The 23269-nt window shown below is 58.4% G+C and carries 17 protein-coding genes and 1 pseudogene; 7 read left to right on the forward strand and 11 right to left on the reverse strand.

Annotation, left to right across the window (positions count from 1 at the left end; all coding sequences use genetic code 11):
- Positions 1 to 9 precede the first annotated feature (9 nt).
- Positions 10 to 1164, forward strand: a complete 1155-nt coding sequence (locus tag INT39_RS18185) for an MFS transporter (protein WP_193075421.1) — start codon at positions 10 to 12, stop codon at positions 1162 to 1164.
- Between the two features lie 73 nt (positions 1165 to 1237).
- On the opposite strand, the gene INT39_RS18190 is transcribed toward INT39_RS18185, so the two are convergent.
- The 7 genes from INT39_RS18190 to metH all read right to left on the reverse strand — a co-directional run bounded on the left by INT39_RS18190 (position 1238) and on the right by metH (position 10305).
- The gene (locus INT39_RS18190) at positions 1238 to 1732 is read right to left on the reverse strand and encodes a DUF934 domain-containing protein (RefSeq protein ID WP_193075422.1); all 495 of its coding nucleotides are present in this window, start codon (positions 1730 to 1732) and stop codon (positions 1238 to 1240) included.
- Positions 1716 to 3374, reverse strand: a complete 1659-nt coding sequence (locus INT39_RS18195; RefSeq protein WP_193075423.1) for a nitrite/sulfite reductase — start codon at positions 3372 to 3374, stop codon at positions 1716 to 1718. Before INT39_RS18195 ends, INT39_RS18190 begins: the two co-directional genes overlap by 17 nt.
- A gap of 372 nt (positions 3375 to 3746) precedes the next feature.
- The gene (locus INT39_RS18200; protein WP_193075424.1) at positions 3747 to 3986 is read right to left on the reverse strand and encodes a DUF2970 domain-containing protein; all 240 of its coding nucleotides are present in this window, start codon (positions 3984 to 3986) and stop codon (positions 3747 to 3749) included.
- Positions 3987 to 4010: 24 nt separating this feature from the next.
- A complete protein-coding gene (locus INT39_RS18205) occupies positions 4011 to 5360 on the reverse strand; it encodes an MATE family efflux transporter (protein WP_226944882.1) in 1350 nt (449 codons plus the stop codon).
- 94 nt (positions 5361 to 5454) lie between these two features.
- Positions 5455 to 5979, reverse strand: a complete 525-nt coding sequence (locus INT39_RS18210; protein WP_193075425.1) for an AAA family ATPase — start codon at positions 5977 to 5979, stop codon at positions 5455 to 5457.
- On the reverse strand, positions 5976 to 6539 hold the full coding sequence (gene pnuC, locus INT39_RS18215; RefSeq protein ID WP_193075426.1) for a nicotinamide riboside transporter PnuC: 564 nt from the start codon (positions 6537 to 6539) through the stop codon (positions 5976 to 5978). Before pnuC ends, INT39_RS18210 begins: the two co-directional genes overlap by 4 nt.
- 73 nt (positions 6540 to 6612) lie before the next feature.
- Complete coding sequence (metH, locus tag INT39_RS18220; RefSeq protein WP_193075427.1) at positions 6613 to 10305, reverse strand: methionine synthase; 3693 nt, start codon at positions 10303 to 10305, stop codon at positions 6613 to 6615.
- A 206-nt stretch (positions 10306 to 10511) separates the two neighbouring features.
- Here metH and nfuA point away from each other — a divergent pair, with 206 nt between their 5' ends.
- On the forward strand, positions 10512 to 11096 hold the full coding sequence (gene nfuA, locus INT39_RS18225; RefSeq protein ID WP_193075428.1) for a Fe-S biogenesis protein NfuA: 585 nt from the start codon (positions 10512 to 10514) through the stop codon (positions 11094 to 11096).
- Between the two features lie 60 nt (positions 11097 to 11156).
- Here the strand turns inward: nfuA and INT39_RS18230 are convergent, their stop codons facing one another.
- On the reverse strand, positions 11157 to 13103 hold the full coding sequence (locus INT39_RS18230) for a transglycosylase SLT domain-containing protein (RefSeq protein ID WP_193075429.1): 1947 nt from the start codon (positions 13101 to 13103) through the stop codon (positions 11157 to 11159).
- 174 nt (positions 13104 to 13277) lie between these two features.
- On the opposite strand from INT39_RS18230, the gene INT39_RS18235 reads away from it, so the two are divergent.
- Positions 13278 to 15191, forward strand: coding sequence for an ATP-binding cassette domain-containing protein (locus INT39_RS18235; protein WP_193075430.1), 1914 nt, complete (start codon positions 13278 to 13280; stop codon positions 15189 to 15191).
- Between the two features lie 19 nt (positions 15192 to 15210).
- Here the strand turns inward: INT39_RS18235 and INT39_RS18240 are convergent, their stop codons facing one another.
- The gene (locus tag INT39_RS18240; RefSeq protein ID WP_193075431.1) at positions 15211 to 15654 is read right to left on the reverse strand and encodes a universal stress protein; all 444 of its coding nucleotides are present in this window, start codon (positions 15652 to 15654) and stop codon (positions 15211 to 15213) included.
- 103 nt (positions 15655 to 15757) lie between these two features.
- On the opposite strand from INT39_RS18240, the gene INT39_RS18245 reads away from it, so the two are divergent.
- From INT39_RS18245 to INT39_RS18260, 4 genes are all read left to right on the forward strand, one after another.
- The gene (locus INT39_RS18245) at positions 15758 to 16192 is read left to right on the forward strand and encodes a hypothetical protein (RefSeq protein WP_193075432.1); all 435 of its coding nucleotides are present in this window, start codon (positions 15758 to 15760) and stop codon (positions 16190 to 16192) included.
- 232 nt (positions 16193 to 16424) lie between these two features.
- Positions 16425 to 18572: a fatty acid oxidation complex subunit alpha FadB gene (gene fadB, locus INT39_RS18250; RefSeq protein ID WP_193075433.1), complete on the forward strand. Its 2148-nt coding sequence runs from the start codon at positions 16425 to 16427 to the stop codon at positions 18570 to 18572.
- Between the two features lie 30 nt (positions 18573 to 18602).
- Positions 18603 to 19778, forward strand: a complete 1176-nt coding sequence (gene fadA, locus INT39_RS18255) for an acetyl-CoA C-acyltransferase FadA (RefSeq protein WP_193075434.1) — start codon at positions 18603 to 18605, stop codon at positions 19776 to 19778.
- A 97-nt stretch (positions 19779 to 19875) separates the two neighbouring features.
- The gene (locus INT39_RS18260) at positions 19876 to 21351 is read left to right on the forward strand and encodes a flavin-containing monooxygenase (protein ID WP_193075435.1); all 1476 of its coding nucleotides are present in this window, start codon (positions 19876 to 19878) and stop codon (positions 21349 to 21351) included.
- A 62-nt stretch (positions 21352 to 21413) separates the two neighbouring features.
- Here the strand turns inward: INT39_RS18260 and INT39_RS18265 are convergent.
- Together INT39_RS18265 and INT39_RS18270 are read right to left on the reverse strand one after the other, a co-directional pair.
- Positions 21414 to 22016, reverse strand: a pseudogene (locus INT39_RS18265) (MFS transporter); the annotation flags it as partial.
- 37 nt (positions 22017 to 22053) lie between these two features.
- Positions 22054 to 23208 (reverse strand): acyl-CoA dehydrogenase family protein, encoded by a 1155-nt coding sequence (locus INT39_RS18270; RefSeq protein WP_193075436.1) that lies wholly within the window; start codon positions 23206 to 23208, stop codon positions 22054 to 22056.
- Positions 23209 to 23269 lie beyond the last annotated feature (61 nt).

Below are 23269 nucleotides of genomic sequence, written 5' to 3' on the forward strand. Positions count from 1 at the left end.
AAATAGTGAATGCCTGTGGTCGTTTATATTTTAGGGTTGGCCATTTTCTCGATTGGTACCTCTGAGCTGATGGTGGCAGGGATGATGACCACCTTGTCCGAGGCTTTTCATATTACCATCGGTGAAGTCGGTCACCTGATCTCGTATTTTGCTTTTGGAGTCATGGTGGGAGGCCCGGTGCTTACCTATCTGTTTCTCAGGCTGAAAGCACCCTACCGACCAACGCTATTGGTGATGATGGCGCTGTATGTGGTGGTACAAGGTGCCAGTGCTTTTATCTCTGATCATTCCATCCTGATAGCTGTGCGCGTGATTACCGGTGTGTTATGTGCTGGCTGTCTCAGCTTGTCATTGGCCATCAGTATGGCGCTGGTATCCAACGAAAACCGGCCCCGTGCTGCGGCGGTGATTATTGGCGGCTTTATGGTGTCCACCGTCTTTGGTGTTCCGCTGGCGACTATCATCAATCAACACTGGGGCTGGCGCATCACTTTTGGATTGGTGGCGGTGCTGGTACTGCTCTGTTTAATCGCGTTGATCCGTGCACTACCAAGCACCGCTGGTCAGTGCAGCCTGAAAGTGGCGGAAGAGTTCAGGGCATTTAAAAACATGGCGTATTGGAAGGCCTGTGCTACCAGTTGTTTGATCCTGGGTGCCAGCTTTGCGGCCTTCAGTTACTTCGTGCCTGTTCTAACCACAGTGACTGGCTTTACCATGCAGGTGATTCCTTTCATATTGATGCTCTATGGGGCCGCAAATATAGTAGGAAACATCATTGTCGGGCGTCTGGCCTATCGGCATAGTTTAATCATCATGGTTGTAGGGCTGACAGTGCTGAGCGTGTCGTTAACCGGTATGGCGTTGTTGGCGCAATACCAGTGGTTCGCTGTGGCTTTTGTTATTCTGATTGGCTTGTCTGGCGTACCCATGAACCCTGCGATGATGGCACGTATCGTCAGCGTGGCTCACCCCGGCCCTATGGTGAACGCGGTACATACCTCTGTTATCAATATCGGCTTGGGCGGGGGGACCTTCCTGGCTGGCTTGGCGATCTCCGCAGGCTATGATGTTCGCGCTGCATTGTGGATAGGTGCTGGCCTGGCGGTGCTGGGGCTATTTTCGGTGCTGCCTTACCTGCGTCGGGGAAGAGTAGGCTGGAGTTGAAATCAGCCGGTGCTCTATTTCAGGCTTAAAAAAACCGGGCGCTCAGGCGTCCGGTTTTTTTTAACTCACCAACTCACCGCCGTCTGAATAGCGGCAGTGGCTGATCAGTAGACGCCTGATAGACCTCGGAGAAGTCATTCAGACTGGCCAGCGCCGCATGCGGATCATGATCTTCGCGCAGGGCATAGGCATCAAAGCCGCAGCGGTGCATGAAGAACAACTGGTCGCGCAGTACATCGCCGATGGCCCGCAACTCGCCCTCATAGCCATAACGGTCACGCAGCAGACGAGCATTGGAGTAACTGCGGCCGTCACTGAATACCGGGAAGTTCAGCGCGATGACCTGAAAGTGCCGCAGATCATCAGCGATCCCTTCGGCTTCTTCATCAGCATCCAGCCATACACCAAGACCACCGTCGCGCGCTTTGAGTGCATGTGCATGCTCAAACCACAGGGCCAGCGGCACTATGATGTTGCCGGTATTGGTCAGGTCGTCGGTGTTGGTGTCCTTGGGCAGCAGTTGCCAGGCGTCTTCAACGACCTGATTACCCTTAATTATTTGCTGCATACACTTGCTCCTTGAACGGGGCCATGCCGATACGCTCGAATGTATCGATGAAACGCTCTTCCGGGGTGCGGTTGTCCACATAGACGTCAATCAGCTTCTGTACCACGGTTGGCATCTGGTCGGCTGCGAAGGAGGGGCCGAGGATCTTGCCAATGGCCGAGTCACGACCTGACTTGCCGCCAAGCGACACCTGATAGAATTCCTGACCTTTCTTGTCGACGCCGAGAATACCGATATGGCCGACGTGGTGGTGACCACAGGCGTTCATGCAGCCGGAGATATTCAGTTCCAGCTCGCCGATATCATGCAGGTAGTCCAGGTTATCGAACTGACGCTGGATGGATTCGGCAATCGGAATCGATTTGGCATTGGCCAGCGAGCAATAATCGCCGCCAGGGCAGCAGATGATGTCGGTCAGCAGGCCGATGGTCGGAGTGGCGAAACCCAGTTCGCGGCACTGCAGCCACAGCTCGTGGAGGTCGCTCTGCTTGATGTAGGGCAGTACGAGGTTCTGGTAGTGCGTTGAGCGAATCTCGCCCAGGCTGTAACGATCAGCCAGGTCAGCGGCGGCGTCCAGCTGCTCGGCGGTGATGTCACCGGGAGAGATGGAGGTCGCTTTCAGTGACAGGGTGACTGCGGCGTAGCCCGGCACCTTGTGGGGCTGAACGTTACGCATGGCCCAGTTGTTGAAGCCCTTGTCGGTTTCGCGCTTGCTCAGGTAGCCGGCATCATCACCGTCCAGCGTTTCATACTGTGGCGGTATAAAATATTTGCTGACGCGCTGCAGCTCGGAATCGGTCAGGGTCGCGCTACCATCCTTGAGATTCTGCCATTCGGCTTCGACTTTTTCGGCAAATACCGCCGGTGTCAGCGCCTTGACCAGAATCTTGATCCGCGCCTTGAACTTGTTGTCCCGGCGACCGTAGCGGTTGTACACACGCAGGATAGCTTCCAGATAGGTCAGCAGGTGCTTCCACGGCAGGAATTCGCGGATTTCGGCACCGACCATGGGGGTGCGACCAAGGCCGCCGCCAACCAGAACCTGGAAACCGAGTTCGCCTTGTTCATTGCGTACCGCATTCAGCCCGATATCGTGAATGCCAATTGCCGCGCGGTCTTGTTCAGCGCCGTTGATGGCGATCTTGAACTTGCGCGGCAGGAAGGCGAATTCGGGGTGAAAGGTAGACCATTGGCGGATGATTTCACACCAGGGGCGCGGGTCGATCAACTCGTCTGCAGCAACCCCGGCGAACTGGTCGGTGGTGGTGTTGCGAATGCAGTTGCCGCTGGTCTGGATGGCATGCATCTGAACCTGGGTCAGCTCTTCGAGAATGTCCGGCACTTCTTCCAGATTCGGCCAGTTCAGCTGAATATTCTGACGAGTCGTGATGTGCGCATAACCCTTGTCGTAACGACGGGTGATGTAGGCCAGCTTGCGCAGCCGCTCGGCAGACAGCACGCCATAAGGTACCGCGATACGCAGCATGGGCGCGTAGCGCTGAACATACAGGCCATTCTGCAGGCGCAGCGGGAGAAATTCCGCTTCGGAAAATTCGCCTGCGAGGTAGCGGCGTACCTGGTCGCGGAACTGCTTGGCGCGGTCCTCTACGATGCGTTGATCATACTCGTCGTAAATATACATTCTGACAACCTGTTGTTGGGCGTTCATTGCCCGTGACTACGGAAGCTCAGCCCTGCGGGGCTCAGGAAGCGCGGAGACAATATCAGTTTTGCTTTATGCTTAAAAGGAATGTTTATCTATATGCTTAGATCGAATAAAGATGTTCCAGCACAAGGTAACTTGTGCATTTGGCTGGTCTGGGCTTAACTGTACCGGCAGTACATTCCCATTTCAAAAACAACAGGAATCCTATCATGAGCGACGACGAAATTCACACTGGCGGGGACCATAACAGCGGTCTCGACGCTTTTGCCGCAGTCACATTGATTCTGATTGCGGTATTGACGGCCGTGTTCTGGGTCAGCCAGCACTAAGTGACAGGGCAGGGACTGACTACCCTGCCAGGTGCGTTACCAGTTTCACGATACCTACCAATCCCAGAATGAACACCAGCATGAAACCAAGCCCGAAGTAGATGAAGTGGCTTGGTTTTCCCTGGCTGAAATCCCGCTCTCTGGCCTTGTTGCTCTGTACCCCCAATGCACCGAACAGAATGGTGCTGAACATGTCTCGCAAGCGCATCTTGCGCGGGCTGCTGGACTCGTTCCTTTCGTTATTTTTTTTATCCGTCATCACTGTTCGCTCCCCGGTGGTCTGTCAGATCTGAATATCAGTCCAGTGCTTGCGTCTCCACATTATGGCAAAGATAACAGAAGCCATAGTCCGATACAGACTCTGTAGCAACCAGACCGCAAGCAGACCACCACCGAGCACCGGACCGGCCAGGTAGGCGCAGGGCAGGAAGATCAGCCATTGGCTACCCAGATTCACGCTCATGACGGTACGGCTGGCTCCAGCGCCGAGCAGCGCCTGAGTCAGTACCAGGGCGGTGGCATCCAGCGTCATGCCGAGTCCGGTAATGCGCAGCGGCCATTCACCCAGGGCCAGCAGATGTGGATCCTGGGTGAACACTTGCAATACCAGCTGCGGCGCCAGCCAGAAGGGTAGCCCCATGACGAACAAGGTTACGACAGCGACGCGAACCACGTCCCAGCCCCAGCGGTACGCCTCCTGAGGGTTCTTCTCGCCCAAGCTGTGACTGACCAGCGTGGTAGCTGCCATGCCCAGCCCGACACCCGGCAGTATCAGCAGCAGCGCGAGATTCACCAGTACATGGGCAATGGCCAGTTCAGAGGTGCCGATCTGCCCGACTATCCAGAACAGCACGGTAACCCCGGTGGCGAAAAAGAACTGTTGCATGGAGTTGGGCAGGGAAAGGCGCAGCATGAAGCGGATATCCGCGAGGCTCGGCAGGCTGTGCATGAAGCCATGCTCACGCCCGGTGCGCCAGGTCAGCAGGAAGTACATGCCGGCACCCATGAACATGGCGATGCTGGTACCCAGCCCGGAGCCGGCAGCGCCCATTTCCGGCAGGCCGAAATGACCGAAGATCAAGCCGTAACTGATGATGATATTGAACACATGCATGGCCACCAGTATCTGCAGATAGCGGCCGGTCTGACGTATGCCGTTCCAGTAACCTCTATAGGCAAAGTTGCAGCCCACGGCAATGATGGCCAGTGCCCGCCAACGCAGGTATTCGCTACCGATATCGATGACCTCGGTATCGGTGCTGAGCAGGCTGATGATATTCGCGGCGTTGAACCAGCAGAGCAGCATCAACGGCAGGGCCAGCAGCGCGGCGAGGAACAGTCCATGGTTGAGCGGGGCAGCGATCTGTTCGTTGCGGCCTTCACCACGACGGCGGGCCACGGTGGCCTGAACGCCGACGCCCAATCCCATGACCAGTGCAATGGCCATGAAGTTGGCGTATCCACCCAGCCCGACACCTGCCAATGCTGCTTCGCCGAGGGACCCCACCATGGCGGCGTCCACCAGATTCAGCAGGCTCTGACTGAGCATGCCGCCCATGATCGGCAAGCCCAACAAAGTGATGCTCTTGAGGCGCTCGGAACTGGGTAGCAGGTGAAATCGACGTTTGCTCAAAATAGCGGTGTACCGGTTGCAGATGACTGTATAGCGGCCTGCATCGCAGGCGTTGCTGACGAGGCGGCTGACTATAACAGATGCCGACAGGCGGCTAGCTGTTGAGCAGCTTCTCCACCTCGGCAAAGGAGGCGGTCTGACGCTCGGACCAGTTGCCACCCAGCTCGATCATTGGCTGGTCGTGGGCAATCAGCCATTGCCGGCAGGCGGCGTGAAACGCCATCCGCTCGGCCAGCTCCGGCTGGCAGCGCTGGCCGTCGCCGACCCAGGGCACGCCTTCCGGTGACAACAGCAGATAGCTGTCGTAGCGGCGCTCCAGCAATGCAGCGCCCAGCCAGTTGGGCACATCGCCAAACAGAGTCCGGCTCCATAGCAGGTTGCTCAGCAAGTTGGTGTCGAGAATCAGCAATGCCGGCTGTTGCTGACGGGCGGTGTCTTCCCTGTGCAATTGCTCGCGGGCGATCAGCGGCACGTCATCGTAACGGGTGTCGCGCTGGATATGATCAACGTATTCACGCACATATTCGCTGACCCGCTGGCCGCCAAAATGCTGTTGCAGACTGGCGGCCAGCCAGCTCTTGCCGGTGGATTCGGGGCCGGTCAAAACCACCACCTTCATGACGCCGCCGCCTGTGCCGAGCGCCATTCCCGCCAGCCCAGTGCAGCCAGTAGTACAAACACGCAGTACAGCGCTGCGGTGGGGTAGTAACCCTGATACAGAAACAGCGCCACATAGGCGATGTCCAGTACCAACCACAACAACCAGCACTGGACGCGCTTGAGTGCCATCCAGAATTGGGCCAGCAGGCTGAAGGCGACCAGAGTGGCATCCAGCCGTGGATACACGGCCTCGGTAAAGCCTGCCATGGCCGAACCCAGCGCGATGCTTGTCAGGATGGCGATGCTGCAGCCGATCAGCAGCTCACGTCGGGAGGCTGAGGTCACCCGCAGTGGCTGTTGCTGGGGGCCGCCGCGTGTCCATTGCCACCAGCCGTAGACTTGCACGGCGGCATACACAAGATGCAGCAGCACCTGGGAATAGAGCCCGGTGGACTGGAAGAACCAGGCGTACATCAGCACCATGCCGAGCCCGACCGGCCAGCACAATGGATTCTGCCGTACCGTCAGCCATACCGACACAACACCCAGCAGGGCAGCAGTGATTTCAAATAGGGTCATGGAAGTCGAAGCGGCAAAGAGGAAAGGATGGGCCGGTGGCTGCAACGGATTCGCAGACCACCGGCATTCAGGATCAGACGTCGTAACCCAGGTTCGGCATCAGCCAGCGTTCGGTTGTATCGAGGTCCTGGGCCTTGCGCTTGCTGTAGCTTTCAACCTGATCCTTGTCGATCTTGCCCACGGCAAAATACTGCGCCTTGGGATGGGCGAAATACCAGCCGCTGACGGCAGCGGTGGGGAACATGGCGTAGTGCTCGGTGATCGTCACGCCGCAGTCACCCTGGGGGTCGAGCAAGTCGAACAAGGTGCCTTTCTCGGTGTGATCCGGGCAGGCGGGATAGCCGGGGGCAGGGCGGATGCCCTTGTACTGCTCCTTGATCAGCTCTTCATTGCTCAGGCTTTCTTCCGGGTCGTAGCCCCAGTACTCCCGACGCACCTGCTGGTGCAGCCACTCGGCGCAGGCTTCGGCGAGACGGTCGGCCAGTGCCTTGACCATAATCGAGTTGTAATCATCGCCAGCGTCCTGATACGCCTTGGCTACTTCTTCGGCCCCGATACCGGCAGTGGTGATGAAGCCCCCCACGTAGTCGGTAATGCCGCTGTCCTTGGGCGCGACGAAGTCCGCCAGTGAGAAGTTCGGTTTACCATCGGTCTTGACGATCTGCTGGCGCAGGTGGTGCAGTCGGCTGAACGGCTGGCCCTGCTCGTCGTAGAGCTCGATGTCGTCATGATCAACCTGATTGGCTGGCCAGAAGCCGAAGATGGCCTTGGCGCGGATCAGTTTTTCATCGATCAGCTTGCGCAAGATGTCCTGTGCATCCTTGAACAGGGAGGTCGCTGCTTCGCCGACGACCTTATCATCGAAGATGCGCGGGTACTTGCCCACCAGGTTCCAGGAGATGAAGAATGGGGTCCAATCGATATAGTCTTCAAGAACACGGAGATCGATATCGTCGAGAACCTTGCGACCCAGAAAACTCGGTGTGACCGGCGTATGCTCGGTCCAGTCAAACTGCGGGCCGGCCGCCAAGGCCTGCTCATAGCTCAGGCGTTTGGTACGCCCGGCACGGTTGGCGGTACGCTCGCGGATCACGGCGTATTCTTCGCGGATCTTGCTGGCGTAGTCGGGCTTCAGTTCCTTGGACAGCAGAGTGGTGGCCACGCCTACGGCACGCGAGGCGTCGGTCACGTAGACTACGGCATCGTTCTTGTAGTGCGGGTCGATCTTTACGGCAGTGTGCGCCTTGGACGTGGTCGCACCACCGATCATCAGCGGCAGATGGAAGTCCTGACGCTGCATTTCCCGGGCGACGTGCACCATCTCGTCCAGCGAGGGGGTGATCAGGCCGGACAGGCCGATGATGTCGCATTTCTCTTCGATGGCAGTTTTCAGAATCTTGTCCGCCGGCACCATCACGCCCAGGTCGACAATGTCGTAGCCGTTACAGCCCAGTACCACGGCGACGATGTTCTTGCCGATGTCGTGGACGTCGCCCTTGACCGTGGCCATGAGGATCTTGCCCTTGGCCTCCGGTTTGTCGCCTTTTTCTTCCTCGATAAAAGGAATCAGGTGGGCAACGGCTTGCTTCATTACCCGGGCGGATTTGACTACCTGGGGCAGGAACATCTTGCCCGAGCCGAACAGATCGCCGACCACGTTCATGCCGGACATCAGCGGACCTTCGATAACCTCGATCGGGCGCGCTACTTGCTGACGGCACTCCTCGGTGTCTTCAACGATGAACGCGGTGATGCCCTTGACCAATGCGTGCTCCAGCCGCTTGTCCACCGGCAGGGAGCGCCATTCCTCGTTCTCCACTTCCTTGACCGAGCCGTCGCCGCGATAGTCTTCGGCAATGGCCAGCAGCGCTTCAGTGGCCCCGGGATGGCGGTTGAGAATGACGTCCTCGACCTTATTCCGCAGGTCCAGCGGAATCTGGTCATAGATCTCCAGCTGGCCGGCGTTGACGATGCCCATCTTCAGGCCGTTCTGAATCGCGTAGTACAGGAACACCGAGTGAATCGCTTCCCGTACCGGGTTGTTGCCGCGGAACGAGAAGGACACGTTGGATACGCCGCCCGACGTCAGCGCATAGGGCAGGTGGTCACGGATGAAGGCGCAGGCTTCGATGAAGTCCACTGCGTAGTTGTTGTGTTCCTCGATGCCAGTGGCCACGGCAAAGATGTTCGGGTCGAAGATGATGTCTTCCGGCGGGAAGCCGACTTCGTTGACCAGAATGTCGTAGGAGCGCTGGCAGATGTCGCGTTTGCGGGCGGCGGTGTCAGCCTGGCCGGTTTCGTCAAAGGCCATGACCACGACCGCAGCGCCGTAGCGCTTGCACAGCCGCGCGTGTGCCTTGAACTCTTCAACGCCTTCTTTCATCGAGATGGAGTTGACGATGCCCTTGCCCTGGATGCACTTGAGGCCGGCTTCGATGATCTCCCACTTCGAGGAGTCGAGCATGATCGGCACCCGGGAAATATCCGGTTCGCCTGCAATCAGATTGAGGAAGGTCACCATGGCCTTCTTCGAATCCAGCATGCCCTCATCCATGTTGATGTCGATTACCTGGGCGCCGGCCTCGACCTGCTGCAGGGCGACTTCCAGTGCCTCTGTGTAGTTGTCCTCACGGATCAGGCGGGCAAACTTGGCGCTACCGGTGATGTTGGTGCGCTCACCGACGTTCACAAACAGCGAGTTGCGGTCGATGGTGAAGGGTTCCAGACCGGACAGGCGGCAAGCGCGCGGAATATCCGGAATCGGCCGTGGCGGGTAGCTGCTTACTGCTTCGGCAATCTGCTTGATATGCTCCGGGGTGGTGCCGCAGCAACCGCCAACGATGTTCAGAAACCCGGCGGCGGCAAATTCGCCGACGATCTTTGCCATGTCTTCGGGCGATTCGTCGTACTCACCAAACGCATTCGGCAGGCCGGCGTTGGGGTGAGCGGATATATAGGTGGCGGCCTTGCCTGACAGTTCTTCCAGGTAAGGACGCAGCTCCTTGGGTCCCAGCGCGCAGTTCAGGCCGACAGAAATCGGATTGGCATGACGCACCGAGTTCCAGAAGGCTTCGGTGGTCTGGCCGGACAGGGTGCGACCGGAGGCGTCGGTGATGGTGCCGGAGATCATGATCGGCAGTTCGACACCCAGTTCTTCAAATACGCCCTGCACGGCAAAGATTGCAGCCTTGGCGTTGAGCGTGTCGAAGATGGTTTCGATCATGATCAGGTCGGCGCCGCCTTCGATCAGGCCACGGGTAGCTTCGCTGTAGTTGTCCACCAGCTCATCAAAGGTGACGTTGCGGTAGCCGGGGTTGTTGACGTCAGGTGACAGCGAGCAGGTACGGCTGGTCGGCCCCAGTACGCCGGCAACAAAGCGCGGACGATCCGGGGTTTCAGCAGTTTTTTCATCGCAGACGCGGCGAGCCAAGCGTGCGCCTTCCAGGTTCAACTCATAGGCCAGCTCTTCCATGCCGTAGTCGCCTTGGGAGACACGGGTGGAGTTGAAGGTGTTGGTTTCGATGATATCTGCGCCGGCATCCAGATAGGCCTTCTCCATGGCGGCGATGGCGTCGGGGCGGGTCAGAATCAACAGGTCGTTGTTACCCTTGAGGTCTCGGTGCCAGTCGGCGAAACGTTCGCCGCGAAAATCCGCTTCTTCGAGCCGGTAGCTCTGGATCATGGTGCCCATGCCCCCGTCGAGTATCAGGATGCGCTGGCGCAGAGCCTCATTCAGAGCGGTCAAGCGGGTGGTCAGGTCAGACATGGAAACTCCAGAATCAATGATGTACACAACAGTGCAGTTTACCAGAAGCCGTCCGGCGCTGAATGAAAGCTATTCAAGGGCATCATGGATTTCATTCAAGCGGAACATCTGGGCATGATAATAACCAAGTGAAACGGTGGGACTTTATTCGCGGGCGCGTATCCCGTACACTATCTGGCATCAAGACATCGAACACGAGGCATTTCATGGCAGGCATTCACTTTACCGAGGCGGCCCAGAATTATCTGGCGGACTTGTTATCCAAGCAGGACACCGACGGCATCGGTATTCGTGTGTTCATTACCCAGCCCGGCACGCCCTACGCCGAGACTTGTATTGCCTATTGCAAGCCAGGTGAAGAGAAGCCCGAAGATACGGTTATCAGCCTGCCGGTGCTCCGCGTCTGGCTGGACGCCACCAGCGAACCCTTTCTGGAAGATGCCGTTGTTGACTACGCCACTGATCGTATGGGTGGTCAGCTGACCATCAAAGCACCCAACGCCAAGGTACCCATGGTCAACGATGACAGCCCGTTGAACGACCGCATCAACTACCTGCTGCAGACCGAGATCAACCCCGGTCTGGCCAGTCATGGCGGTGAGATCAAGCTGATTGATGTTGTCGAGGACGGTATTGCCGTGCTGCAGTTCGGTGGTGGTTGTCAGGGGTGCGGCATGGTCGATGTGACGCTGAAGGAAGGTATCGAAAAGACGCTGGTAGCGCGCATTCCCGAGCTTAACGGCGTGCGTGATGTGACGGACCATACCGTCAAGGAAAACGCCTACTACTGAGTAGCGTAGGGCGTCTTCGAGGTGTGGCGCGCCGGCGCTGCACCTCGAAGGTCAATCGAATCACTCCACGTAACGCTCATGCTGTTCCATCACCGATTGCTTGATTCCCAGTTTTTCTCCGTAGATCACCCCGTAGGTCAACACCGCCTGGACGTAGGCTCTTGTCTCGTCGAAGGGGATTGTCTCTATCCATATGTCCGACGGTAATGCCGGCATGTCTCTGGTCCACTGGCGTACCCGACCGGGGCCGGCATTGTAGGCGGCGGAAGCGAGTACCCGGTTGCCATGGAACTGGCTGTACAGCTGCGACAGATAGGCTGTGCCGAGGGCAATGTTGCGTTCGGGCAGCAGAACGTCATGGGTATTGCCCAGCGGAATGTCAAAGCGACGCGCGGTTTCCCGGGCGGTGGCGGGCATCAGTTGCATCAATCCCAGGGCGCCGGCGTGCGACCGGGCATCCGTCATGAAGCCACTCTCCTGTCGGGTGATGGCGTAGACCCAGGTCGAATTCAACTGGCGTAGCCGTGCCTGCTCGACGATGGGCTCGCGGTAGGCCAGGGGGAAGCGGATATCCAGATCATCCCAGTGCTGCGCCTTGCTGATGCCACGAATCGCCGGGAAGTACCAGTCCATTTGACGGGCCAGGCTGGCCTGGGCGATCAACTCTTCGCGGCTGAACAGACGCTCGACGTGATACCACTCGCGGCGGGCATTGACGTACTCGCCACGGGCAAAGAATTCCCGGGCGCGGATGATGCCTGCCGTATTCTGCACACGGGCTGCAGCGCGCGGATCAATGGGTACGGGCTGGTGGTTGGTCGCATAGGGTTGACCGCTACGCTCAGCTGCCAGAAAGCCATAAAAGTCCCGCTCCCCGGCCAACTGAGCATATTCACTCTGCAGCTCGCCGGCCTTGGTATCGGTTAATTGACTGCTGCGCAGGCGCCAGTAACGCCAGCGGCTCTGCTCACGCAGGTGCTCGGGCATAGTGCGTGTCAGATCTTGCACGCTATGCCAGTGCCCGGTACGCAACGCAAGCCGGCCACGCCACTCGGTAATGGTGTCGTCCTGCATGTGCGGATCATTGGCGGCCATGAAAGCAAGTGCCTCCGGCTGATAACGACGGGCCAGGCGCACACCGATATCACGGGTCAGGGCAAGACGTTCCTCGTCAGTAAAGGGCAGATGCTGGTAATGCGGCCACAGGGCGAGGGCGGCGTTGGTGTCATCCCGTCCCAGGCGGCGCAGGGATACGGTTACCATGTCCGTGAGTTTTTCCAACGGCTGGCTGGCGTTGGGCTGGTAATGGCTGAATTGATTGAGCAGCTTGGGATCGCTGGCCGTGGCCACAAAGCGTTCGGCGAGTACCGATGAGCCCCGCATCTGCCGAGTCAGGTATTTTGCCAAGCCATCCTGACGATGCAGTAGTGACAGGCGAATACGCTCCCAGACGAGGTCGTCGGTCAGCCCGCCAGCCGCGATCCAGCGTTTGAAGAGCGGGTCGCAGGCATCAGGCTGCGATTGGCCGACGGTCCAGAGCTCTGCCGCGCGCTGCATGGCCTGCTCGGATTTCCCCTCATTCCAGGTGTGCATCACCAGGGGGCATTCCAGCTCGGCCGTCAGCGTCTCGGTATCCACGTGGCGGCGTAGTCGCGGCCAGTCCTGTTCTTCTGCCAGACGCTTGAGCCAACTCTGCTTCAAGCTGCCGGCAGTGGGCAGGTCGCCATGGGCGGTGAGAAACTGTTCGATCTCCTGATGCGGCGCATACTCCAGCCGCTTGCGCAGGGAGGCCAACTCCAGATAAGGCTGCAGCGGATAGTCAGCCAGGCCAGCCTTGAGCGTTTCGAAGCGGGAGAGGTCACCCGTTGCCAGGGCGCTCTGTGCTTGATTGTACTGAATGCGCTGTTCGCTGAGTCGGTCAGCCTGGGCTGGCAAGCTCGACAGTATAAGCGCTGCGCATAGCAGGCGAGGTATTCTGGTCAGTTGTCGTTTTATTAACCGCGGCATGATTATCCTGCCCGGGAGGGCGTAAGACGTTGTTCCGAGAGGGCTTCCATGCCTGAGGTTCATAGGGCACAGCTTAGCTGTTTGAGCTTGGCCTTCAAAGCCGTGGCCGCAATAAACATGCAGCTGCAACGGCCTGCAGGTAGAATGCGGGCCTGAATGATCAAAAGGTGTGATATGGCTCTGCTTTCCTTTACCGATGTTTCCCTGGCCTACGGTCTGAACCCACTGCTCGACAAAGTCAGCTTTCAACTTGATCGAGGCGAGCGTGTCTGCCTGATCGGTCGTAATGGCGCCGGCAAATCCAGCCTGTTCCGACTGGTCTCCGGTGAGCAGCCGGCGGACGAGGGCGAATTGTGGCTTGCCCCGGGGCTGAAAATCGGCCAACTGCCTCAGGAGCTCCCTGAAGCGGGGGACATGAAGGTGTATGACGTAGTCGCCGCTGGCCTTGATGGCGTCGGGGAATTGCTTGCCGAGTACCACAGCCTGGTACATGGCGAGATGGGCGAGGCGGAGCTGGCGCGACTGGAAAAGGTGCAGGACCGCCTGGAATCGAAGGACGGCTGGCGTTTGAATCAGCTGGTCGAGACCACGCTGACTCGTCTGGGGCTGCCGGCGGAGAAAACCATGGCCGAGCTGTCCGGTGGCTGGCGTCGCCGGGTATTGCTGGCGCAGGCGCTGGTAGGCGAACCCGATGTATTGCTGCTTGACGAGCCGACCAACCATTTGGATATCCATACCATCGCCTGGCTGGAACAGGTGTTGCTGGAGTTTCGCGGTGCGGTGTTGTTCATCACCCACGACCGTGCATTCCTGCAGGCATTGGCCACACGCATCATGGAGCTGGATCGTGGGCAGCTGATTGATTGGCAGGGAGACTACCGCAGCTTCCTTGAGCACAAGGAGCAGCAGGTGGCGGCGGAAGCCACCGCCAATGCCCTGTTCGACAAAAAGCTGGCGCAGGAAGAAGTATGGATTCGTCAGGGTATCAAGGCTCGACGCACTCGTAACGAGGGTCGGGTCAGAGCGCTCAAGGCGATGCGTGAGGAGCGTGTCAGGCGCATAGAACGTCAGGGCAAGGCCAGCTTCCAGATGGAAACAGCGGACTCCTCGGGCAAGCGCGTTATTGAGCTGGACAAGGTCAGCTTCGCCTGGCCGGGCCAGCGTCCGCTGGTACGCAACCTTACCGCTAACGTGCTGCGCGGTGATCGTATCGGCCTGATCGGCAATAATGGATCGGGTAAAAGTACGCTGTTGAAGTTGATGCTCGGGCAGCTCGAGCCCACCAGTGGCACCATCAAGCATGGTACCAAGCTGGAAGTGGCTTATTTCGATCAGTTGCGCGGCCAGCTGGATCTGGAAAAAACCGTTATTGACAACCTGTCCGAAGGCCGGGATTTCATCGAGATCAACGGTGCACAGCGGCATGTGATCAGCTATCTGGGCGATTTCCTGTTTTCCCCCGAGCGTACCCGCACGCCGGTCAAGGCATTGTCCGGCGGCGAGCGCGCACGTCTATTGCTGGCACGGCTGTTCAGCAAGCCAGCCAACGTGCTGGTGCTGGATGAGCCGACCAACGACCTGGATGTGGAAACCCTCGAGCTGCTGGAAGAAGTGCTCGATGGTTTTGACGGCACTGTGCTGCTGGTCAGTCACGACCGGGCATTTCTGGATAACGTGGTCACCAGCAGTCTGGTGTTTGAAGGGGACGGCAATGTGCGCGAGTACATTGGCGGTTATGCCGACTGGCTGCGCCAGGGTGGCAAGATCGAGTCGCTGGCGGAGTGGGGCGATGATGCGGCGAAACCTGCAGCCTCAGCGCAACCCGAGGCGGAGCCGGTCAAGGCCGCGCCAGCGGTGGCTAAGGTCAAACTGAGTTACAAGCTGCAGCGGGAGCTCGACGAACTGCCGGTGCTGTTGGAAAAACTCGAAGCTGAACTGCAGACGCTGCAACAGCAGGTCAGTGATCCGCAGTTCTATCTGCAGGATCATGCTCAGACAGCACCGGTTATTACTGCTCTGGAAAACAAGCAGGCTGAGCTGGACCAGGCGCTGGAGCGCTGGGCCGAGCTGGAAGATATGGAAGGTTAAAGGGGCGCTCGCCAGCGTTTCAGCTGGCGGCGGTCTTATGCAGGCGTACCGCGATCACATCGCAGGGTGCGCCGTGCAAGAGGTCATTGGCAGTGGATCCCAGCAGCAACGCCAGCCCGTGGCGGCCATGACTGCCGACGACGATCAGGTCACAGCCGTACTCGGTTGCTACACGGTGAATTTCCTGGCGGGGATGACCGAAGGCGATCTGCAATTGCTCCTCGGGTAGGCCGTACTCCCCGGCGAACAGTTGCATGCGTTCGCGTGCCTGATCGAACTGTTGTTGCTGCAACATGGATAGATCCATGGGGACGTCTCCGCCATAGGCCATGGCCAGGGGTTCGACAACATGGACAATAGTCAGTCGGGCATCCAGTGCCTGGGCCAGCTGTCGGGCATGTTCTGCCACGGCACGGCATTCATCGATCAGGTCGATCGCGACCAGCACATGTGAATAGAGCATGTGGGTTCTCTCCTTGCTTTTCGCTGATCTTAGCAGTCTTTGGCAAGAGGTCTACAGTGGCATCCATTCAGTTACATTATTTCCAGCTAAACGGGGTAAGAAAATGATCACCTGGATCATAGTCGGCGTGGTAGCGGCCATACTGATTTCCAACCTGGCGAAGTTGATGCCGCGCGGTCGTGAGCGCCATCTGCACCGTCTGCGCGAAGAGGCCAGACGTTGTGGATTCGCGGTGGAGTGGCTGCGCGAGGCGCAGCGGGTGAACCAACTGGCGGGTTGTATTGCCTACCGTATGCCCTTGGAACGCGCGCCGCTGGCGCAGGAGTTCAGTTGCCGTCGCAGCGCGGAAGGCTGGCTGTGGTTGAGTGGCTCGGCGGCGACACAAGGTTGTGTCGAGGTGCTGGAACGGCTGCCAGAGCAAGTGCGGGGGATTGATCGCCAAAGCCTGTCGGTCGTCATATATTGGCGAGAGCCGGATGATGTCGCGGTGGTGACTGAGCTGGTAACCGCGTTGGCGCCATTGAAGCACCACCCTTGAACTGATGCTCCGCCCGAGGTGGCCTGCACGGGTTTTTTGGGGGGCATCTGATGTCGCGGATTGACAATAGCGCGGTTTTCCATGAAGGTGTGCGTACCCGAATCAAACGAGCGTATGAATTTTGCCGGGCCAGGCATTATTCCATTGTAGTCGGGAACTATCATGACATTGTCCGACAGCATGGTTGGGCAGTGTTTTTTCTCATCTGCTTTCACAGCATGGAGATCAGTTGATGATTTACGAAGGTAAAGCCATCACGGTTCAAATTCTTGAAGACGGCATCGCCGACCTCAGATTCGATCTGCAGGGCGAGTCGGTCAACAAGTTCAATCAGGCTACTCTGGCCGAACTCAAGGCGGCCGTTGACAAGATCCAGTCCGACAGCAGCATCAAGGGCGTCATTGTTACCAGCGGCAAGGACGTTTTCATCGTCGGCGCCGATATCACCGAATTCGTGCAGGCATTCAAGCTGTCCGAAGAAGAGCTGGTGACTGCCAACCTGGAAACCAACCGCATTTTCAACGCGTTTGAAGACCTGAATGTACCGACGGTTGCTGCGATCAATGGTCTGGCACTGGGCGGCGGTCTGGAAATGTGTCTGGCGTGTGACTTCCGTGTCATGGCTCAGAGCACCAAGATCGGTCTGCCGGAAACCAAGCTGGGCATCTACCCGGGTTTCGGTGGCACAGTTCGTCTGCCGCGTCTGATCGGTGTCGACAACGCCGTCGAGTGGATTGCCGGCGGTACTGAGCAGCGCGCCGACAACGCACTGAAAGTACGTGCCGTGGACGCTGTGGTAGCTGATGACAAGCTGCGTGATGCCGCTCTGGACCTGGTGCGTCGCGCCATCTCCGGTGAGCTGGACTTCCGCGCCAAGCGTCAGCCCAAGCTGGAAAAGATCAAGCTCAACACCATCGAGCAGATGATGGCGTTTGAAACTACCAAGGGTTTCGTCGCCGGTCAGGCCGGTCCGAACTACCCGGCCCCGGTTGAAGCGATCAAGACTATCCAGAAAGCCGCCAACCATGGTCGCGACAAGGCGCTGGAAATCGAGGCTGCCGGTTTTGCCAAGCTGGCCAAGACCACGGTGGCTGCATCGCTGGTGGGTCTGTTCCTGAATGATCAGGCACTCAAATCCAAAGCCAAGAAATACGACAAGCAAGCCGGTGAAGTGAAGCTGGCTGCGGTACTGGGCGCCGGTATCATGGGTGGCGGTATCGCCTATCAGTCTGCCTCCAAAGGCACGCCGATCCTGATGAAGGATATCCGTGAAGAGGGTATTCAGCTGGGTCTGGACGAAGCCGCCAAGCTGCTCGGCAAGCGCGTTGCCAAGGGCCGCATGAAGCCGGAGCAGATGGCAGCAGCGTTGAACGCCATCCGTCCGACCATGTCCTACGGCGATTTCGGTAACGTCGATATCGTGGTGGAAGCGGTCGTTGAGAACCCCAAGGTCAAGCACGCCGTGCTGGCTGAGGTAGAGCAGCATGTGAAGGAAGACGCGATCATTGCTTCCAACACCTCGACCATCTCCATCAGCTACCTGGCCCAGGCGCTGAAGCGCCCGGAAAACTTCGTCGGCATGCACTTCTTCAACCCGGTACACATGATGCCGCTGGTGGAAGTGATCCGTGGCGAGAAGTCCAGCGAGAAGGCTGTGGCCACCACCGTCGCCTATGCCAAGAAGATGGGCAAGACGCCGATCGTGGTCAACGACTGCCCGGGTTTCCTGGTCAACCGCGTACTCTTCCCTTACTTCGGCGGCTTTGCCCGTCTGATCGGTATGGGTGCTGACTTCCAGCGCGTTGACAAGATCATGGAGAAATTCGGCTGGCCGATGGGCCCGGCCTACCTGATGGACGTGGTTGGCATGGATACCGGTCACCACGGTCGCGATGTGATGGCTGAAGGCTATCCGGATCGTATGGCTGACAAGACCAAGACCGCGGTCGATGTCATGTATGAAGCCAATCGTCTGGGCCAGAAGACCGGCAAAGGCTTCTATGCCTATGAGCTGGACAAGAAGGGCAAGACCAAGAAGGTTGTCGATCCGCAGGCCTATGAACTGCTCAAGCCAGTGGTGCTGGAACAGCGTGAGTTCAGCGATGAAGAAATCATGGAAATCATGATGGTGCCGCTGTGCCTGGAAACCGTGCGCTGCCTGGAAGATGGCGTCGTCGAAAGTGCCGCAGATGCCGACATGGGTCTGATCTACGGTATTGGTTTCCCTCCTTTCCGGGGCGGCGCACTGCGCTATATCGACACCATCGGAGTGGCTGAATTCGTGGCCATTGCAGACAAATACGCCGAGTTCGGCCCGATGTATCACCCGACTGAAAAGTTGCGTGAAATGGCTGCCAACGGCAAGAAATTCTTCGGTTAACCGCGGAACGTACAGAGCGAGAGTGAATTTATGAGCCTCAATCCGAGAGACGTTGTTATTGTCGACTTCGGCCGGACCCCGATGGGCCGATCCAAGGGTGGTATGTACCGCAATGTCCGTGCCGAGACCATGTCTGCCAAGTTGATTACCGGTGTGCTGGAACGCAACCCGAAAATCGACCCCGCAGAAGTGGAAGATGTCATCTGGGGCTGCGTCAACCAGACCCTGGAGCAGGGCTGGAACATCGCCCGCATGGCGTCGCTGATGACACCGATCCCGCACACTGCTGCTGCGCAGACGGTCAGCCGTCTGTGTGGTTCGTCCATGAGCGCGCTGCACACTGCCGCCCAGGCGATCATGACCGGCAACGGTGATGTGTTCGTCATCGGTGGTGTCGAGCACATGGGCCACGTCAGCATGATGCACGGTGTTGATCCGAACCCGGCGTTGTCCCTGTATGCGGCCAAGGCGGCGGGCATGATGGGTCTGACTGCGGAAATGCTGGGCAAGATGCATGGCATTACCCGTGAGCAGCAGGACCAGTTCGGTGTGCGTTCGCATCAGCTGGCGCACAAGGCGACCGTCGAAGGCAACTTCAAGGATGAAATCATCCCGATGGAAGGTCACGACGAGAACGGCTTCCTGCGTGTGTTCACCGAGGATGAAACCATCCGTCCGGAAACTACTCTGGAAAGTCTGGCCGCACTGCGTCCGGCATTCAACCCCAAGGGGGGTACTGTGACTGCCGGTACGTCTTCGCAGATCACTGACGGTGCTTCCTGCATGATCGTCATGTCTGCCGAACGTGCCAAGGCGCTGGGTCTGGAGCCGTTGGCGGTGATCCGTTCCATGGCAGTGGCTGGTTGTGATCCGTCGATCATGGGCTATGGCCCGGTCCCGGCTACCAAGAAAGCGCTCAAACGTGCTGGTCTGAGCATCGCTGACATCGACCATGTCGAGCTGAACGAAGCCTTCGCTGCCCAGGCACTGCCTGTGTTGAAGGATCTGAAGCTGCTGGACCAGATGGACCAGAAGGTCAACCTGCACGGCGGCGCCATCGCTCTGGGTCACCCGTTCGGCTGTTCCGGTGCACGTATCTCCGGCACCCTGCTGAACGTGATGAAGCAGAACGGTGGCACCATTGGCATGTCGACCATGTGTATCGGTCTGGGTCAGGGCATCACAACCGTTTTCGAACGGGTCTGATATCCGACCAGTAGTCGAGAAGCCCCGGTAGAGTAATCTACCGGGGCTTTTTTTTTGTCGATAGTATGGTTATCCATTGGTTTCAGGGATGGCAGGCATGCAAAACCAACAAGAACAATTCGGGTCGACACCGCTGGATGTACTGATCATTGGCGCCGGCCTCTCCGGTATCGGCGCGGCTCGGGCGCTAGCCGACAAGTGTCCGGACAAGCGCTATCTGATTCTCGAACGGCGACAGGCCATTGGTGGCACCTGGGATCTGTTCCGTTATCCGGGTATTCGCTCGGACTCGGATATGTATACCCTGGGTTACAGCTATAAGCCCTGGGTCGGGCGCAAGGCGATTGCCGATGGGCCGGATATCAAGCGCTATATCGAGGAGATCGCTGACGAGGCGGGCATCACCCATAACATCCGCTTCGGCCATCAGGTGATCTCCGCCAGTTGGTGCAGTGAGCAGGCGTTGTGGACGGTGGTGGTCCGGGTAGCCGATGCGGTTGGTAGCGAGCACGATGAGCAGTTGCAGGCGCGCTTCATGTCCTTCTGCTCGGGGTATTACAGCTACGACGAGGGCTACCGTCCTGAGTTTCCGAACGAGGCGGACTTTACCGGGCAGATCATCCATCCGCAGTTCTGGCCGGAAGATCTGGATTGCCGGGGTAAGCGCGTGGTGCTTATCGGGAGCGGCGCCACGGCGGTAACCCTGGTGCCGGCGTTGGCCGAGCAGGGCGCGCAGGTGACCATGCTGCAACGCTCACCCAGCTATGTGGTCTCACGGCCATTGGTGGACCGGATTGCCCAGCGCTTGCAACGTTGGTTACCCCTGCCGCTGGCCTACCACCTGACCCGCTGGAAGAATATATTGCTGGGCCAGTACTTCTATCGGGTTGCTCGCCAGAAACCCGAGCGAGCGCGCCGCTATCTACTGCACCTGGCGCGGCGTCAGCTTGGGCCAGCGATCGACATCAGGCACTTCTCGCCCAGCTACAATCCATGGGACCAGCGGGTATGTGCCATACCGGACGGTGACCTCTTCGAGATGTTGCGCGCCGGAGAGATCGACATCATTACCGATACCATCGAAAGCTTTACCGCCTACGGCATCCGCCTCAGTTCCGGACAGGAGCTGGAGGCGGACATCATCGTGACCGCGACGGGATTGAAGCTGAACAGTTTCGGTGACGCGCAGCTCAAGGTGGACGGCCAGATCATCAATCCGGCTGATTGCATGGCGTACAAGGGCATGATGCTCAGCGATGTGCCGAATCTGGTGCTCACTTTCGGCTACACCAATGCATCCTGGACCCTGAAAGCAGAGCTGACGGCCAACTATCTGGCCCGGCTATTGCGCTACATGGACCAGAAGGGCGCTCACACGGTGTTGGCCCGGCGTGACCCTATGGTGACGGAGCTGCCGTTTCTGAATTTCACCTCGGGCTATGTGCAGCGCGCGGCAGGGGTATTGCCTAAACAGGGCGATCAGGCGTGCTGGCAGGTAAGCCAGAACTATCTCGCGGACAAGTACGTGATTCAGTTTGGCAAGCTGGATGATGGTGTACTGCAGTTCCAATAGGGAAGGGGTGAATAAAAAACCGGAGCCAGGCTCCGGTTTTTTATTGCTATTGCAGCTTACTGTTACTGACTCTGCGGGTCGTACTGTTTGTCCTTGATGAACAAGGTAGGAATGACGCCACAGATGAAGTAGGCGGCGCCCATCACCAGAAAGCCCAGGCCGATGGAATACTGCGTCGCCAGGAAACCGATGGCAGCGGGTGCAATGGCAGCACCGATGCGACCGATGTTGTACGCCCCGCCGACGGCAGTACCGCGGTATTGCGCGGCGAAGCTCTCGGTCATGTAGGTGGCGTTGACACCGTAGGGGATGCCATACAGGAAGCCGAATACCACCAGCATCCACAGAATGTGCTCCGGGCTGTGGAACAGCACAATGACCGGCAGGAACAGGGCAGTACCCAGCGCACCGAAGGCATAGACGATGCGGCGACCGAAACGATCAGCGGCCATGCCGGCCAGCACCTTGCCCAGAATCATCGCGGTATAGGTGCCCACAAGATAGGCTGTCATGGACTTGAAATTCATGGCCAGCTCGGTTTCCAGGTAGGCCGGCAGCTAGTTGTTCACACCGTAGTAGCCGAACTGCAGGAAGCCTGCGGTCAGGCACCAGAAGATGAACATGCTGCGCGCACGCGGATCGCCGAAAATCATCTTGTAAGCGCTTTCATGCTGTTGCGGTTGCTTGATGTTGTCGAGCAGCTCAGCCCTGGACTTCACGAATCATGTTGCGGGCGATGATCACCTGTTGGATCTGCGTGGTGCCTTCATACAGGCGGAATAGACGCACGTCGCGGTAGAAACGCTCGATGGCGTACTCGCTGATGTAACCGGCACCACCATGAATCTGCACGCCCCGGTCGGCGACGCGGCCGCACATTTCGGTGGAGAACATCTTGGCGCAGGAGGCTTCGGTACTGATGTTCAGTCCCTCGTCGCGCTTGCGGGCAGCATCCAGCACCATGCAGCGAGCAGCGTAGATCTCTGCCTTGCTGTCAGCGAGCATGGCCTGGATCAGCTGGAAGTCGGCGATACGCTGACCGAATTGCTTGCGCTCCACGGCATATTGCAGTGAATCCGCCAGCATGCGTTCGGCGGCGCCGACGGCCAGAGCAGCAATGTGCAGGCGGCCCTTGTCGAGCACCTTCATGGCGGTCTTGAAGCCGACGCCTTCCTTGCCACCGATCAGATTGTCAGCCGGTACGCGGACATTCTCGAAGATCACATCAGCGGTATGCGCACCTTTCTGGCCCATCTTCTGATCAGGCTTGCCGATGCTCAGACCTGGTGTACCGCGTTCGACGATAAAGGAGCTGATGCCGCCTGCGCCCTTGATTTCGGAACTGGTGCGGGCCATCACGGTGAAGATACCAGCATGGGGAGCGTTGGTGATGAAGCGCTTGGTGCCATTGATCACATAGAAATCATCATCGCGTACAGCGGTGGTCTTCAGTGACGCGGCATCGGAACCGGAGTCGGGCTCGGTCAGGCAGAAGGAGCTGAGATACTCACCAGCGGCCAGCTTCGGCAGATAGTGGGCTTTCTGCTCTTCGGTGCCATCGAGCAGGATGCCGATGGAGCCGATGCCATTGTTCGTGCCGATGTAGGAGCGGAAGGCGGGGGAGGTGCGACCCAGCTCGAAGGCGATGTTCACCTCTTCTTCCATGGTCACGCCCAAACCGTCGTATTCCTCGGGAATGGTCAGACCGAACAGGCCCATTTCCTTCATCTGCTCGACGATGTCCGCGGGAACGTTGTCGCTTTCGGCGACCTCATGTTCCCGGGGGATCAATTCCTGACTGACAAACTGATGGATGGAATCCAGCAGAATCTGCAGTGTTTCCGGATCACGAATCATATGCTCTCCTGAGTAGCCCGCCAGGCAGGCCAGTTGTACATAGATCCATCACCCGGACCTA

This window comes from Pseudomonas sp. FME51, assembly GCF_014897305.1.

What these genes read in the sequence shown, in the direction of transcription:
- INT39_RS18245 (WP_193075432.1), top strand. Translation starts at nt 15,758, where the DNA reads ATGATCACCTGGATCATAGTCGGCGTGGTAGCGGCCATACTGATTTCC.
- metH (WP_193075427.1), bottom strand. Translation starts at nt 10,305, where the DNA reads ATGTCTGACCTGACCACCCGCTTGACCGCTCTGAATGAGGCTCTGCGC.
- INT39_RS18210 (WP_193075425.1), bottom strand. Translation starts at nt 5,979, where the DNA reads ATGAAGGTGGTGGTTTTGACCGGCCCCGAATCCACCGGCAAGAGCTGG.
- fadA (WP_193075434.1), top strand. Translation starts at nt 18,603, where the DNA reads ATGAGCCTCAATCCGAGAGACGTTGTTATTGTCGACTTCGGCCGGACC.
- pnuC (WP_193075426.1), bottom strand. Translation starts at nt 6,539, where the DNA reads ATGACCCTATTTGAAATCACTGCTGCCCTGCTGGGTGTTGTGTCGGTA.
- fadB (WP_193075433.1), top strand. Translation starts at nt 16,425, where the DNA reads ATGATTTACGAAGGTAAAGCCATCACGGTTCAAATTCTTGAAGACGGC.
- INT39_RS18190 (WP_193075422.1), bottom strand. Translation starts at nt 1,732, where the DNA reads ATGCAGCAAATAATTAAGGGTAATCAGGTCGTTGAAGACGCCTGGCAA.
- INT39_RS18235 (WP_193075430.1), top strand. Translation starts at nt 13,278, where the DNA reads ATGGCTCTGCTTTCCTTTACCGATGTTTCCCTGGCCTACGGTCTGAAC.
- nfuA (WP_193075428.1), top strand. Translation starts at nt 10,512, where the DNA reads ATGGCAGGCATTCACTTTACCGAGGCGGCCCAGAATTATCTGGCGGAC.
- INT39_RS18195 (WP_193075423.1), bottom strand. Translation starts at nt 3,374, where the DNA reads ATGTATATTTACGACGAGTATGATCAACGCATCGTAGAGGACCGCGCC.
- INT39_RS18240 (WP_193075431.1), bottom strand. Translation starts at nt 15,654, where the DNA reads ATGCTCTATTCACATGTGCTGGTCGCGATCGACCTGATCGATGAATGC.
- INT39_RS18200 (WP_193075424.1), bottom strand. Translation starts at nt 3,986, where the DNA reads ATGACGGATAAAAAAAATAACGAAAGGAACGAGTCCAGCAGCCCGCGC.
- INT39_RS18230 (WP_193075429.1), bottom strand. Translation starts at nt 13,103, where the DNA reads ATGCCGCGGTTAATAAAACGACAACTGACCAGAATACCTCGCCTGCTA.
- INT39_RS18260 (WP_193075435.1), top strand. Translation starts at nt 19,876, where the DNA reads ATGCAAAACCAACAAGAACAATTCGGGTCGACACCGCTGGATGTACTG.
- INT39_RS18270 (WP_193075436.1), bottom strand. Translation starts at nt 23,208, where the DNA reads ATGATTCGTGATCCGGAAACACTGCAGATTCTGCTGGATTCCATCCAT.
- INT39_RS18185 (WP_193075421.1), top strand. Translation starts at nt 10, where the DNA reads ATGCCTGTGGTCGTTTATATTTTAGGGTTGGCCATTTTCTCGATTGGT.